The organism is Kribbella sp. NBC_00662 (assembly GCF_041430295.1).
GTDB lineage: Bacteria > Actinomycetota > Actinomycetes > Propionibacteriales > Kribbellaceae > Kribbella.
The window spans coordinates 7,885,474-7,899,214 of sequence record NZ_CP109029.1; the positions used below are offsets into that span (position 1 = coordinate 7,885,474).

Annotated in this window: 12 protein-coding genes and 1 riboswitch; of the genes, 5 read left to right on the forward strand and 7 right to left on the reverse strand. The window is 69.4% G+C overall.

Going from position 1 to position 13,741, the window contains the following annotated elements:
• Position 1: 1 nt before the first annotated feature.
• Positions 2-78, forward strand: a riboswitch (ZMP/ZTP riboswitch).
• A gap of 19 nt (positions 79-97) precedes the next feature.
• Complete coding sequence (locus tag OHA10_RS38775) at positions 98-979, forward strand: 5-aminoimidazole-4-carboxamide ribonucleotide transformylase (protein ID WP_371403760.1); 882 nt, start codon at positions 98-100, stop codon at positions 977-979.
• Here the strand turns inward: OHA10_RS38775 and OHA10_RS38780 are convergent.
• From OHA10_RS38780 to OHA10_RS38800, 5 genes are all read right to left on the reverse strand, one after another.
• Positions 969-1,502, reverse strand: a complete 534-nt coding sequence (locus OHA10_RS38780) for an AAA family ATPase (RefSeq protein WP_371403761.1) — start codon at positions 1,500-1,502, stop codon at positions 969-971. The two genes, OHA10_RS38775 and OHA10_RS38780, sit on opposite strands and share 11 nt — an antisense overlap.
• 19 nt (positions 1,503-1,521) lie before the next feature.
• The gene (locus tag OHA10_RS38785) at positions 1,522-3,771 is read right to left on the reverse strand and encodes an MMPL family transporter (RefSeq protein ID WP_371403762.1); all 2,250 of its coding nucleotides are present in this window, start codon (positions 3,769-3,771) and stop codon (positions 1,522-1,524) included.
• A gap of 141 nt (positions 3,772-3,912) precedes the next feature.
• Positions 3,913-4,176 (reverse strand): MoaD/ThiS family protein, encoded by a 264-nt coding sequence (locus OHA10_RS38790; RefSeq protein WP_130448990.1) that lies wholly within the window; start codon positions 4,174-4,176, stop codon positions 3,913-3,915.
• The gene (locus tag OHA10_RS38795; protein ID WP_371403763.1) at positions 4,173-5,267 is read right to left on the reverse strand and encodes a WD40/YVTN/BNR-like repeat-containing protein; all 1,095 of its coding nucleotides are present in this window, start codon (positions 5,265-5,267) and stop codon (positions 4,173-4,175) included. The genes OHA10_RS38790 and OHA10_RS38795 overlap by 4 nt, the downstream gene beginning before the upstream one ends.
• A 10-nt stretch (positions 5,268-5,277) precedes the next feature.
• Positions 5,278-6,207: a 2-hydroxyacid dehydrogenase gene (locus OHA10_RS38800; protein ID WP_371403764.1), complete on the reverse strand. Its 930-nt coding sequence runs from the start codon at positions 6,205-6,207 to the stop codon at positions 5,278-5,280.
• A 54-nt stretch (positions 6,208-6,261) separates the two neighbouring features.
• On the opposite strand from OHA10_RS38800, the gene OHA10_RS38805 reads away from it, so the two are divergent.
• From OHA10_RS38805 to OHA10_RS38820, 4 genes are all read left to right on the forward strand, one after another.
• On the forward strand, positions 6,262-7,641 hold the full coding sequence (locus OHA10_RS38805; protein ID WP_371403765.1) for an FAD-binding oxidoreductase: 1,380 nt from the start codon (positions 6,262-6,264) through the stop codon (positions 7,639-7,641).
• On the forward strand, positions 7,638-8,924 hold the full coding sequence (locus OHA10_RS38810) for a class I SAM-dependent methyltransferase (RefSeq protein WP_371403766.1): 1,287 nt from the start codon (positions 7,638-7,640) through the stop codon (positions 8,922-8,924). The genes OHA10_RS38805 and OHA10_RS38810 overlap by 4 nt, the downstream gene beginning before the upstream one ends.
• 55 nt (positions 8,925-8,979) lie before the next feature.
• The gene (locus OHA10_RS38815) at positions 8,980-10,074 is read left to right on the forward strand and encodes a sorbosone dehydrogenase family protein (protein WP_371403767.1); all 1,095 of its coding nucleotides are present in this window, start codon (positions 8,980-8,982) and stop codon (positions 10,072-10,074) included.
• A 140-nt stretch (positions 10,075-10,214) separates the two neighbouring features.
• Positions 10,215-10,697: a hypothetical protein gene (locus OHA10_RS38820; protein WP_371403768.1), complete on the forward strand. Its 483-nt coding sequence runs from the start codon at positions 10,215-10,217 to the stop codon at positions 10,695-10,697.
• Between the two features lie 45 nt (positions 10,698-10,742).
• On the opposite strand, the gene gatB is transcribed toward OHA10_RS38820, so the two are convergent.
• Positions 10,743-12,239 (reverse strand): Asp-tRNA(Asn)/Glu-tRNA(Gln) amidotransferase subunit GatB, encoded by a 1,497-nt coding sequence (gene gatB, locus OHA10_RS38825; RefSeq protein WP_371403769.1) that lies wholly within the window; start codon positions 12,237-12,239, stop codon positions 10,743-10,745.
• Positions 12,236-13,741 (reverse strand): Asp-tRNA(Asn)/Glu-tRNA(Gln) amidotransferase subunit GatA, encoded by a 1,506-nt coding sequence (gene gatA, locus OHA10_RS38830; protein ID WP_371403770.1) that lies wholly within the window; start codon positions 13,739-13,741, stop codon positions 12,236-12,238. The genes gatB and gatA overlap by 4 nt, the downstream gene beginning before the upstream one ends.

Consider the following 13,741-nt stretch of genomic DNA (forward strand, 5'->3'; position numbering starts at 1 on the left):
CTGAGGGCACCGCGACTGGCGAGGGTGGGGTACCACCGGGGAGCGAAGAGTAGGGCGTCGTCCGCCTGGGCGCCTCCGAGTGGGTTCGGAGGTTGTCGTGCGTTATGGGATGAATCCGCATCAGTCGGCTGTGATGGAGCCGGTTGGACGGGCGCCGTTCGCGGTTGTTGCGGGTGCGCCGTCGTATATCAACGTGCTTGATGCGTTGACCGGGTGGCAATTGGTTCGGGAGGCGGCGAAGGCGTTCGGTACGCCGGCGGCCGCGTCGTACAAGCATGTGTCGCCGGCCGGGGCGGCTCTCGGTGGGAGTGTGGCCGAGGCTTATGCGCGGGCGCGGGACGCGGATCCGAAGTCGTCGTACGGCGACTTCGTGGCGGTCTCGCATCCGGTGGACGCCGAGCTGGCGGGTGTGTTGAAGCGGGTCGTGTCGGACGGGATCATCGCGCCCGGGTACGACGACGGTGTGGTCGAGATCCTGGCCGCGAAGAAACGCGGGACGTACCTCGTCCTCGAGGCGGATCCCGGTTTCGAACCGCCGGCCGAGGAAGTGCGCGAGATCTACGGCATGCGACTCACGCAACAGCGTGACGACCTGCCGTTGCCCGACGGCCTCTCCGACGATCTGAAGCTCGGCATGATCGTTGCCAGGTACACCCAATCGAACACAATCGTGCTGGTGAAGGACGGCATGACCATCGGCGTCGGGGCCGGCCAGCAGTCCCGGGTCGACTGCACCCGGCTGGCAGGCGAGAAGGCCGCGCTCTGGTGGTCACGCCGTTCGAGGGAGCCGCTGACCGGTGTGTCGATGGTGTCCGACGGCGCCCTCCCCTTCGCCGACAACGTCGAGGAAGCACACCGGTACGGCGTCACGCACATCGCCGAGCCGGGCGGTTCCATCCGCTCAGCTGAGGTCGCCGCCGCGTGCGCGGAGTACGGCATCAGCTGGCACGCGACCGGCGTACGGCTGTTCAGGCACTGAGCAGGTAGTCGCCCGAGGCAACAGCTTTGCGGACCTCGGCGGCCGTCGCGGCGGGATCGAGGGTCGAGGTGTCGATCGCGTGCGGCTCGAGCTCGCCGAGGTCCGCGAACGCGCCGTGCAGCCCGGTCAGCGCGTCGACGTCCGTCAGCTCGACTCCGTCGCGTGCTTGACCCCGCTGTAGCGTCGTGTCCAGGTCGGGCCGCAGTACGACGTACGACATCCGCCAGTCGGCCGCGGCCGCGCGGAACGGGCCGAGGAACCACGGGCCGATGATCCCGTCCACCACCACGTCGTACCCGCCGCGCGTGTAAACGCCCACAGTGGCGACGATCGCGTCGACGACCACCTCGTTCTGGTGCTGGGCCCCGGCCAGCCACGGCGCGACGAAACCGGTGCGGATGGCGCGGTAGAACTCGTCGGTCGTCAGATGCACCGTGGGACCGGAGGCGTCGGTGGCGACGAGTCGCGCCACGGTGGTCTTGCCCGAGCCGGACGGGCCGGTCAGCAGAAGCACATCGCTCATGCCGACCGCCCGTACCCGGTTACACGTGCTCGACCTCGCGAGCCGGTTGCGACGGCGGCGGTTGCGGACCGCCCTCGAGCTGGATGTCCGGGACGATGCGGTCGAGCCAGCGCGGCAGCCACCAGGCCCGATCGCCGAGCAGCGTCATCACCGACGGCACCAGGATCATCCGGACCACGCTGGCATCGATCAGCACCGCGACCGCCATCCCGACCGCCAGCATCTTGACCGTCGGGTCGTCGTCGAGCACGAAGCTCAGGAAGACCACGATCATGATCGCCGCCGCGGTGGTGATCACCCGGGCCGTCGCGCCGATCCCGATCGCCACCGCGCGATGGCTGTCCTTCGTCGCGATCCACGCCTCGTGCACCCGGGACAACAGGAACACCTCGTAGTCCATCGACAACCCGAACACGATCGCGAACATCAGCATCGGCACGAACGACGGGATCGGCACGTTCTCGTCGATCCCGACCAGCGACGACCCCCAGCCCCACTGGAAGACCGCGACGATCACGCCGTACGCCGCCCCGACCGACAGCAGGTTCAGCACCGCCGCCTTCACCCCGATCAGCAGCGAACGGAACGCCACCGTCAGCAGCAGGAACGCCAGCACGACGACCGCCCCGATCAGCCACGGCATCCGGCTGCCCACCTTCTCGGTGAAGTCGACGTACCCGGCCGTGGTGCCGACGACGTACGTCGGCTCCTGCTGGCCGGACAGCACGTCGTCGCGGATCCGGTTGACCAGGTCCTCGGTCTCCGCGGCCGACGGCGAGGTGGTCGGGATGACGTTGATGATGGCCGTCGTACCGGCACTGTTCGTGCTCGGCGGCTGGACCGCGGCGACGCCCGGCGTCTTCTGCAAGGTCGACGAGAGCCCGGTCAGCAAGGTCTGCTTGTCACCCGAGGACGGCAGTTGTACGACGACCGTCAGCGGGCCGTTGGCGCCGGGGCCGAACCCTTGCGCGATCAGGTCGTACGCCTTCCGGCTGGAATCGGCGGCCGGATCGGTGCCGGCGTCGAGCTGGCCGAGGTTCATCGACAGCAACGGGATCGCGAGGATGAGCAAGACCAGCGTCGCGGCGATGCCGTACGGCCACGGCCGATCGCTCACCTTGCGCCCCCAGCGGGCGAACGCGCTCTGCTCGTGCTTGGCGTCGCGGCGTTCGCGTTCCTCCGCGCGGTGTTCCGCGATCGCGGTCTCGTCCGGCAGCGACGACTCCAGCTCGCGTTCTTCGGCGAGGTGATGCCGGTCCTTGCGATTGAGCACGGTGAACTTCGCCAGGCCGAGCAGCGCCGGGATCAGCGTGAGCGCAGCCAGCACGGTGACCGCGACGACGATCGCCGACGACAGACCGAGCGCGCCGACGAACGGTACGCCGGACACGTACAGCCCGAGGATCGCGATCACCACGGTGCCGCCGGCGACCAGGATCGCCGCGCCGGAGGTGGACTCGGCCCGGCCGGCCGACTCGACCACACCCATGCCGTCGTCCAGTTGCTCGCGATGCCGCGACACCAGGAAGAGGCCGTAGTCGATCGCGACCCCCAGCCCGAGCAGGGTCGCGACCGTCGGCGCCGAGACCGGGAAGTCCTTGACGGCCGCGAGCAGCCCGAGGACCGCCAGCCCGCCGCCGACGCTGAAGACCGCCGCAACCAGCGGCAGTCCGGACGCGACCACGGACCGGAACATCAGGAACAGCAGCAACAACGCGAGTGCGAGACCGATCGCCTCCGACGGACCGTCGTCGGCCTGCTTCCCGATCTGGCCGGCGCCACCGCCGTACTCCACCTGCAGCCCGGCTGCGCGGGCAGGTTCGACGGCCGCGTCCAGTTTGTCGACGTACGACTTGTCGAGCGACGCCGGCACCACCGAGAAGGAGACCGGCGCGTTGACGATGCTGCCGTCCTTCGAGATGTACGCCGTCTGCGAGGTCGCCAGCGGATCGACCGCGGTGACGACGTCGGGCAGTTTGCCGACGGCCTCCATCGACGTCTTGACCACATCGGCGTGTTCGGACACCGCGCCGGTCTTCGCGTGGAACACGATCGAGCCCGAGTAGCCGCCGGCGCTGGCGAAGTCCTTGTTCAGGATGTTCAAACCAGCGGACGATTCACTGCCCGGGACCGTGTAGTTGTTGACGTACGTACCGCCGAACGCGGACCGCAGGACGAACAGTCCGACCACGACCACCAGCCAGCCGGCGATCACGAACCAGTGAAAACGTGCTGCCCCACGACCGAGCCGATCCAGAAACGCATGCATGAGGTGCCCCTCCCCCGGGCACCCCCCAGGCGACGGCCCAGCCGTCGGCCCCTCGGGCGAATCTAAATCGGCACCGGGCAGGCCCACAACCCTTCGGCACCCACAGTCACCGCAGCGCCATCGGCCGGTGACAGCGGGTCGTCACCCTCCGGCGACGCTCGGCAGGACCAGGAGCTCGTCGCCGTCGGCGAGCGGGGTGTCGAGGCCGTCGAGGTCACGGATGTTGTCGTCACGCAGATAGATGTTCACGTGCCGGCGCAGACCGCCCTGCTCGTCGGTGAGCCGTCGGCGCAATGGCGCGTCCAGCGCCGCAAACGCCTCGGCGACCGTCGTACCTTCGACCTCGACCCGCTCGGCGCCGCCGGCGAACGGGCGGAGCACGGTGGGCAGGCGTACTGCGATCATCCGACCACCGCGGCGCGCACCGTGAGTACGTCGGGCAGGTGGCTGGCGACGTCGACCCAGCTGTCGCCGGCGTCGGCGCTCGCGTAGACGCAGCCGTCGCGGGTGCCGACGTACACGCCGGCCGGGTCCGCGGCGTCGGTGGCCATCGCGTCCCGCAGTACCGGAACGTACGACACGTCGGGCAGCCCGGCGGACAGCGGCTCCCAGGTGGCGCCCGCGTCCCGGGACCGGTAGACGCGGCACTTCGCCTCGGTCGGGATCCTGTTGCCGTCCGCAACCAATGGGAAGACGTAGACCGTGTCCGGCTCGTGCGGGTGCACCACCATCGGGAAGCCGAAGTCCGACGGCAGCCCGTCCGCGATCGACTTCCAGATCGAGCCGCCGTCGTCGGAGCGGTAGACACCGTGATGGTTCTGCGCGAACAGCCGCTCGGGTACGTCGGGATGGGCGGCGAGCTTGTGCACGCACTGACCGAACTCGGGGTCGGGATCCGGCATGAAGTACGCCTTGATCCCGTGGTTCGCGGGCGACCACGACGTACCGCCGTCGGTGGTCCGGTAGACGCCGCCGGTCGACATCGCCACGCTGACGCGGTCCGGATCGGTGGCGTGCGGGAGCACGGTGTGCACGGCCTGCCCGCCGAACCCGGCGTCCCACTGGGTCCGGTGCGGGTGGTCCCACAGCCCGCGGACGAGCTCGAACGTCACTCCCCCGTCGGTCGACTTCCACAGCGCGGACGGCTGCGACCCGGCGTACACGACTCCGGGCTGACCGGCAGGCGCCGGCTGGATCTGCCAGACCCGCTCGAGCGAGGCCCCGGCATCGGCCGGGAAACCGATCGAGCCCTCCGGCGGCTCGGCCCAGGTCGCGCCGAGGTCGTCGGAGTGGAAGACCGCCGGCCCCCAGTGCTCGCTGGTGCCGCCGACGAACAGTCGCGGCCGGTCGCCACGGGTGTCGATGCCCACGGCGTACACACCCTGCATCTCGAATTCCGGCACCGGCCCGTCCAGCCGCCACACCTTGCGCGCGGCGTCGCTCCGGCCGATCCAGAGACCTTTCTTGGTCCCGATCAGCAGTACGGCCTCGGACATCGTCGTCCTCCTAGCGTTGAGGTCCTGCCACTACATTGATCAGCGGCTCGCCCGTCGCGTAGCGCTCCAACTGCGCACGGACCAGCCGGGCCACCCGCGGCGCGAACGCCGTCGACGCGCCGCCGCGATGCGGATTGATCAGCACGTTCGGAGCTGACCACAGCGGATGTCCGGTGGGCAACGGCTCGGGGTCGGTCACGTCGAGGGCGGCGCTGATCCGCCGCGTGCCGAGCTCGGCCAGCAACGCGTCCGTGTCCACGACGACACCCCGCGCGACGTTCACCAGCAGCGCGCCGTCCTTCATGCTCGCCAGGAACTTGGCGTCGACCATCCCGGTGGTCTCCGGCGTGGCCGGCGTCAGCAGTACGACGACGTCCGCGAGCGGCAGCAGCTCCGGCAGCTCACTCGTCGGGTGTACGCCGTCGCGCTCCCGCCGGGCGACCCGGATCACCTCGCACTCGAACCCGCTCAGCCGCCGTTCGAGCGCCTCGCCGATCGCGCCGTACCCGAGAATCAGCACGGTCCGGTCCGCGAGCGAGTCGTCGACCTCGTCGTACGAGTCCGGCCAGAGCTCCCGCTCCTGGTCGCGGACCGCCCGCGGCAGCCGCCGGTACGACGCCAGGATCAGCCCGACCGCGAGCTCGGCCGTCGACGCGTCGTGGACGCCGCGGGCATTGCACAACGTGACGCCTTCGGCGAGCCGCGACTGGACGTGCTCGAACCCGGCCGTCTGCAGCTGCACGACCTTCAGCGCGGGCATCTCGCGGACGATGTCGAGCACCTCACCGCCGCCCATGTAGCTCGGCACGTATAACTCCACCTGGTCCAGCAACGCCGGCCGCGGACCGCCGGCGTAGAAATCCACGTCGTACCCCTCGGGCAGGCCGCGGAGGAAATCGTCCGGGTCCTCCCAGGGCAGCCAAGCCTTCACGTCAGCCATGTGACGAACCTACTATCCCGTGCCGGAGCGGGCGCATCGTCGTACTCTGGATCGGTGCCTTCGACATCGGATCTGGCGGCGACGCTCGCACACGATCAGGCCGTCGGGCGGCTGCGGGAGTCGTACGAGCGCATCCCGCAGGGCGACCCGGTCCGGCTGGCGAAGCGCTCTTCGAACCTGTTCCGCCCGCGGACCGAGCTCGACCGGCCCGGTCTGGACGTGTCGAAGCTGACCGGGGTGATCAGCGTCGACCCGGCCGCGCGGACGGCCGACGTCCAGGGCATGTGCACCTACGAGGACCTGGTCGCGGCCACCCTGCCGCACGGGCTGACCCCGATGGTCGTACCGCAGCTGAAGACGATCACGCTCGGCGGCGCGGTCACCGGGCTCGGCATCGAGTCGTCGTCGTTCCGGGCCGGCCTGCCGCACGAGTCGGTGCTCGAGCTCGACATCCTCACCGGCGCCGGCGACCTCGTCACGGCCCGCCCGGACGGTGAGCACGCGGACCTGTTCCGGATGTTCCCGAACTCCTACGGCACGCTCGGCTACGCGACCCGGCTGCGGATCGAGCTCGACAGGATCTCGCCGTACGTCGCGCTCCGGCACGTCCGGCTCGGGCTCGACGAGCTGGCACCGGCAGTCGACGAAGTGGTTGCCTCAGGCACGTATGACGGCGAGCCGGTGCATTTCGTCGACGGGGTCGCCTTCAGCCCCGCCGAGGCGTACCTGACGCTGGGCCGCAACAGCGACGCGGCAACCCGGACGAGTGACTACACCGGCCAGCAGATCTACTACCGCTCGATCCAGCAGCGGCAGCGGGACTTCCTCACCGCGCACGACTACCTGTGGCGGTGGGACACCGACTGGTTCTGGTGTTCGGCGGCCTTCGGTGCACAGCAGCCCGTCGTACGGCGGCTGTGGCCCCGACGGTGGCGGCGCAGCGACGTGTTCCACAAGATCGTCGGCTTCGAGAACCGGCATCATTTCGCGGCCAGGCTCGCGCGGCGCCGCGGCCAGCCGGATCGTGAGCGCGTCGTCCAGGATGTCGAGATCCCGGTCGGGCGGCTCGCGGAGTTCCTGCGCTGGTTCGACGCCGAGGTGGGTATGCGGCCGGTCTGGCTCTGCCCGCTGCGGCTGCGCGGCTCGTCGGCCTGGCCTTTGTATCCACTCTCGCCCGGTGAGACGTACGTGAACGTCGGCTTCTGGGGCACCGTGCCGATCGCCCCCGGCGCTGCGGACGGCGACGTCAACCGGCGCATCGAGGCTGCCGTGACCGAGTTCGGCGGGCACAAGTCGCTGTACTCCGACGCCTACTACGACCGAGACACGTTCGACCGGCTCTACAACGTCGCAGCGCTGGCCGAGGTGAAGAAACGCTACGACCCGGACGCCCGGCTCACCGGGCTCTACGAGAAGGCGGTGACGCGCCGATGACGACGCTCGCACATCAGGTTTCGATCGCTGATGCCCTCACCACGGTGCTCCCGGACGGGCTCCCGTTCCGCTTCACGGCGTACGACGGCAGCTCCGCCGGGCCGGAGGACTCGCAGATCCACATGCACCTGGCCACCGAGCGCGGCCTGTCGTACGTCCTGACGGCGCCCGGTGACCTCGGCATGGTCCGCGCGTACGTGATGGGCGACCTGGAGATCACCGGCGTCCACCCGGGCAACCCGTACGAGCTGATGCGGCTGATCCTCGACAGCTTCCACTTCCAGCGGCCGTCCGCCGCGGAGGCGCTGCGGATCGTCCGCGGTCTGGGCTGGAGCCACCTGAAGCCGCCGCCTCCCCCGCCGCAGGAGCACCTGCCCAAGTGGCGTCGTACGTTCGAGGGGCTGCGGCACTCGAAGGCGCGGGACAAGTCGGCGATCCACCACCACTACGACGTGTCGAACACGTTCTACGAGTGGGTGCTCGGGCCGTCGATGACCTACACCTGCGCCGTCTATCCGAGCGCCGATGCGACGCTGGAAGAGGCGCAGTACGAGAAGTACGACCTGGTCGCGCGCAAGCTCGACCTGAAGCCGGGCATGCGGCTGCTCGACGTCGGTTGCGGCTGGGGCGGGATGGTCCGGCACGCGGCGCGCGAGTACGGCGTACAGGCGCTGGGCGTCACGTTGTCGGCGGCGCAGGCGGAGTGGGCCGCGGCCAAGATCAAGGAAGACGGGCTGGAGGACCGGGCCGAGGTCCGGTACCTGGACTACCGCGACGTACCCGAGCGGGATTTCGACGTGATCAGCTCGATCGGCCTGACCGAGCACATCGGCGTCCGCAACTACCCGTCGTACTTCGGCTTCCTGCTGGACCGGCTGAAGCCGGGTGGCCGGCTGCTCAACCACTGCATCACCCGGCCCGACAACCGGTTCCGTCACACCGGCGCCTTCATCGACCGCTACATCTTCCCCGACGGCGAACTGATCGGCTCCGGCCGCATCATCGCCGAGGCCCAGGACGCCGGCTTCGAGGTCCGTCACGAGGAGAACCTCCGCGAGCACTACGCCCTCACCCTGGCCGCCTGGAACGACAACCTCGTCACCCACTGGGACGAGGCCGTGGCCGAGGTCGGCCCCGCGACTGCCAAGATCTGGGGCCTCTACCTGGCCGCCAGCCGCGCCGGCTTCGAACACAACACCATCCAGCTCCACCAGGTCCTCGCCGTAAAACCCGACGCCCGAGGCAACTCCCACTTCCCCCTCCGCCCCACCTGGGGAAGCTGAACCATTCGTTGACCTGCGGTGTAGTAAGTAGGCAGGTCTAACGGAGGAGATTGCTGTGCGCGGTCGGGCTGCTGTGGTGGTTGCGGCGTTGACGTTGGCGACGGGGTGTTCGGAGGCGACTCCGAGCAGTTCGGGGTCTGCGTCGGCGCCGACGAGTGCGAGCGCGGTCGACGGGCCGGCCGCGGTGACGCTGACCGTGGCCTCGACGGTGGCGACGGGGATCGAGGTGCCTTGGGGGTTGGCGTTCCTCCCGGACAAGAGTGCGTTGGTGGCAGAGCGGGACTCCGGGAAGATCAAGCGGATCGTCGGTGGGCAGGTGTCCGACGTCGGGACGGTCGAGGACGTGAAGGCGTCGTCCGAGGGCGGGCTGCTGGGGCTGGCGGTGGATCCGGGGTATCCGGGGAAGCCCCACATCTACGCGTACTACTCGGGCGGGGACGACAACCGGATCGCGCGGATCACGTACCAGGACGGGAAGCTGTCCGACCAGCAGGTGATTCTGGAGGGGATCCCGAAGGCGGCGATCCACAACGGCGGGCGGCTGCGGTTCGGGCCGGACGGCTTCCTGTACGCCGGGACCGGGGACGGCTCGGACCGGCCGAACTCGCAGGACGACAACTCGCTCGGCGGGAAGATCCTGCGGATCACCACCGACGGGAAGGCCGCGCCGGGTAATCCGGACGGGCGGGTGTGGATCACCAAGGGGCACCGGAACGTGCAGGGGCTCGCGTTCGACGGGAACCAGCTCTACGCCGCGGAGTTCGGGCAGAACACCTGGGACGAGCTGAACGCGATCAAGCCCGGCTCGAACTACGGCTGGCCGGCCGCCGAGGGGATCAGCCGGCTGGACGGGATGACCGACCCGATCGCGCAGTGGCACACCGCCGACGCGTCACCGTCGGGGATCGCGTTCGCACAGGGGCACATCTTCATGGCGTCGCTGCGCGGTGAGCGGCTGTGGGCGATACCAGTTGCCGATGGCAAGCGAATCGGCGAGCCGCAGGCGTTCTTCACCACCAAGTACGGGCGTCTGCGCACGGTCGAGGCGGCACCGGACGGCTCGTTGTGGGTGACGACGTCGAACACCGACGGCCGCGGCCAGCCGCACGACGGCGACGACCGAATTCTCCGGGTGACGCTGAGCAGTTGAGAGATGGGGCACGTCTTGAGTCGTCAACCGTTTCAGACCTTGGGTCGTCTGGTACTTGTGAAGTAAGCAGACGACCTGAGGAGGAGATCGGTATGCGGACCGGCCAGGGGCCTGGCGTTCCCAGCAGTGTGATCGCTGCGGTGAGCACCTACGAGGATGCTCAGCAGACAGTGAGCTACCTGCGAAGTTACGGGATGGACGCGGCTCGCCTGGAGGTGGTCGGCGCCGGACTCCGCCAAGCGACCAGACACCGGACCGTCCCGGTCGCGCGACTCGCCGGTGTGAGCGCGCTGAAGGGCGCGGCACTCGGCGTACTCGCGGCCGTCTTCGTGACGCTGGTCGCCGAGACCACGCTCAACGGGTTGGCCGTCGTGGTGTGGGGCTTCGTGTACGGCGTCCTCGTCGGGACGCTCTGGGGTCTGTTCCGCGGTCTCATCCGCAACCGCCCCGAGGCCACCATCACCCAGGTCCTCCCCACCAGCTACGAGATCCGCTGCCCCACCGACGAACTAGCCGTAGCCCAAACCCTCCTCGCCGACGCCACCGACGTCGAGGACGGCCGGGTCGAACGCGAGGTCATCGCAGACGCACCTCAAGCCACCCACCACAAGAACGCGGCTTGAGTTGGTGAGGTGCCGGCTCGGTCGGAGCCGGCACCTCAGCAGCTACTAGATACCCAGCTTCTCGTTGAGGAGCTGCCGGACCTTGGCGGCGTCGGCCTGGCCGCGCATGTCCTTCATGACGGCGCCGATCAGGGCGCCGGCGGCGGCCGGTTTGCCGGAGTTGACCTTTTCGACGACGTCGGGGTTGGCGGCGATGGCTCGGTCGATCGCCTCGATCAGCGCCGAGTCGTCCGACACGAGCGCGAGACCGCGCTTCTCGATGATCTCCGCGGGCGTACCCTCGCCGGCCAGCAGGCCCTCGAAGACCTGACGCGCCAGCTTGTCGTTCAGCGTGCCCTCGTCGACCAGCTTCTGGACCTCCGCGACCTGCGTCGGGCCGACGCCCAGCGCGTCCAGGTCCTGCCCCGACTCGTTCGCCGAGCGGGCCAGCTCACCCAACCACCACTTCTTCGCGGCGGCCGGCGTCACGCCCAGCTCGATCGTCGCCACGATCGGCTCGAGCGCGTTGCCGTTGATGACGTCGCGCATCTCGAGGTCGGTGAAACCCCACTCCTCCTGCAGCCGGACCCGGCGCAGCGAAGGCGCTTCGGGCAGCGTCGCCCGGATCTCCTCGACCCATTCACGCGACGGCGCGACCGGCACGAGGTCGGGCTCCGGGAAGTACCGGTAGTCCTCGGCGTCGGACTTCTCCCGGCCGGACGTGGTGATGCCGGTGTCCTCGTGCCAGTGCCGCGTCTCCTGCACGACCTTGCCACCGGACGACAGCACCGCCGCCTGCCGGGTGATCTCGTACGTCACCGCACGCTCGACCGAGCGGAACGAGTTCACGTTCTTGGTCTCGGTCCGCGTGCCCAGGACCGACGACCCGCGCGGCTTCAGCGACACGTTCGCGTCGCAGCGCAGCGAGCCCTGGTCCATCCGCACGTCGGACACGTCCAGCGCGAGCAGCAGATCACGCAGCATGCTCACATACGCGCGCGCGACGGCCGCGGCCTTGTCCCCCGGCACCTCGATCGTCTTCGTGACGATCTCGATCAGCGGGATACCGGCCCGGTTGTAGTCGACCAGCGAGTGCGACGCGCCGTGGATCCGGCCGGTCGCGCCACCCACGTGGGTGGACTTGCCGGTGTCCTCCTCCATGTGCGCGCGCTCGATCTCGATCCGGTACGTCTCGCCGTCGACGACGACCTCGGTCCAGCCGTTGAACGCGATCGGCTCGTCGTACTGCGAGGTCTGGAAGTTCTTCGGCATGTCCGGGTAGAAGTAGTTCTTCCGGGCGAACCGGCACCACTCGGCGATCTCGCAGTTCAGCGCCAGGCCGATCTTGATCGCCGACTCGACACCGCGCGCGTTCACCACCGGCAGCGCACCCGGCAGACCGAGGCAGACCGGGCAGGTCTGCGTGTTCGGCGGCGCGCCGAACTCGGTCGGGCAGCCGCAGAACATCTTCGACTTCGTGTTCAGCTCGACATGGACCTCGAGACCCATGACCGGGTCGTACTGCGTCAACGCGTCATTGATTTCGAGAACATCGGCGGTCATCGGGTCACCTCCAGCTCCGGAGCCTTGGTCATCAGTACGCCGCCCCACTGCTCGGCCAGCGCGGACTCCAGCGCGGCGCCGACCGTGTAGCACAGGTCGTCGCGCATCACCGGCGCCATCACGTGGAAGCCGACCGGCATGCCGTCCTCGTCGGCGAGGCCGCACGGGAACGACGCGGCCGCGTTGCCGGCCAGGTTGGACGGGATCGTGCAGAGGTCGTTCTTGTACATCGCGATCGGGTCGTCGATCCGGTCGCCGATCGCGAACGCGGTCGTCGGCGTCGCCGGCGAGACCAGGACGTCGACCTGCTCGTAGGCCTTGGCGAAGTCGCGCGCGATCAGCGTCCGCACCTTCTGCGCCTGCCCGTAGTAGGCGTCGTAGTACCCGCTCGACAGTGCGTGCGTGCCGAGGATGATGCGGCGCTTCACCTCGGCGCCGAAGCCGGCCTCGCGGGTCAGGCTCGTCACCTTCTCGGCGCTGTTCGTGCCGTCGTCGCCGACGCGCAGGCCGTACCGCATCGCGTCGAACCTGGCCAGGTTCGACGAGGCCTCGCTCGGCAGGATCAGGTAGTAGGCCGGCAACGCGTACTCGAAGTGCGGGCAGGAGACCTCGACCACCTCGGCGCCGAGCTTGGTGAGCAGCTCGACCGCCTCGTGGAAGCGCGCCTCGACACCCGGCTGGTATCCCTCGCCGCCGAGCTCCTTCACCACGCCGATCCGCAGACCGGCGACATCACCGTTGCGGGCGGCCTCGACCACGGCCGGGACCGGCTGGTTGATCGACGTCGAGTCCATCGGGTCGTACCCGGCGATCGCCTCGTGCAGCAGCGCCGCGTCGAGCGTCGTCCGGGCACACGGACCGGGCGTGTCCAGCGAGGACGCCAGCGCGATCAGCCCGTACCGCGAGGTGCCGCCGTACGTCGGCTTGACGCCGACCGTGCCGGTGAACGCACCCGGCTGGCGGATCGAGCCGCCGGTGTCGGTACCGATCGCGAGCGGCGCCTCGTACGCCGAGATGGCCGCGGACGAACCGCCGCCGGAACCGCCCGGGATCCGGGCCAGGTCCCACGGGTTGTGGGTCGTGCCGTACGCCGAGTTCTCGGTGGAAGAGCCCATGGCGAACTCGTCCATGTTGGTCTTGCCGAGGATCACGATCCCGGCCGCCTTCAGCCGCTGCACGACGGTCGAGTCGTACGGCGGCTTCCAGCCCTCGAGGATCTTCGAACCGGCCGTGGTCGGCACACCCTCCTGGGTGAGCACGTCCTTCAGCGCCAGCGGCACGCCGGCCAGCGGAGCGAGCTGCTCGCCCGCCGTCCGCTTGTCGTCGACGGCCTTCGCCTGCGCCAGCGCGCCCTCGGTGTCCACGTGCAGGAACGCGTGCACGGCACCGTCGACGGCGGCGATCCGGTCCAGATGGGCCTGGGTGATCTCGACCGAGCTGGCCTGCCCGGACGTCATCAGCTCCGCGAGCTCGGCCGCGGTCTTCCTGGTGAGATCTGACAT

Bases quoted from the DNA above. Each gene is read 5' to 3' on its own strand.
- OHA10_RS38780 (WP_371403761.1), bottom strand. From the start codon at position 1,502: ATGAGCGATGTGCTTCTGCTGACCGGCCCGTCCGGCTCGGGCAAGACC.
- OHA10_RS38785 (WP_371403762.1), bottom strand. From the start codon at position 3,771: ATGCATGCGTTTCTGGATCGGCTCGGTCGTGGGGCAGCACGTTTTCAC.
- OHA10_RS38790 (WP_130448990.1), bottom strand. From the start codon at position 4,176: ATGATCGCAGTACGCCTGCCCACCGTGCTCCGCCCGTTCGCCGGCGGC.
- OHA10_RS38795 (WP_371403763.1), bottom strand. From the start codon at position 5,267: ATGTCCGAGGCCGTACTGCTGATCGGGACCAAGAAAGGTCTCTGGATC.
- OHA10_RS38800 (WP_371403764.1), bottom strand. From the start codon at position 6,207: ATGGCTGACGTGAAGGCTTGGCTGCCCTGGGAGGACCCGGACGATTTC.
- OHA10_RS38810 (WP_371403766.1), top strand. From the start codon at position 7,638: ATGACGACGCTCGCACATCAGGTTTCGATCGCTGATGCCCTCACCACG.
- gatB (WP_371403769.1), bottom strand. From the start codon at position 12,239: ATGACCGCCGATGTTCTCGAAATCAATGACGCGTTGACGCAGTACGAC.
- gatA (WP_371403770.1), bottom strand. From the start codon at position 13,741: ATGTCAGATCTCACCAGGAAGACCGCGGCCGAGCTCGCGGAGCTGATG.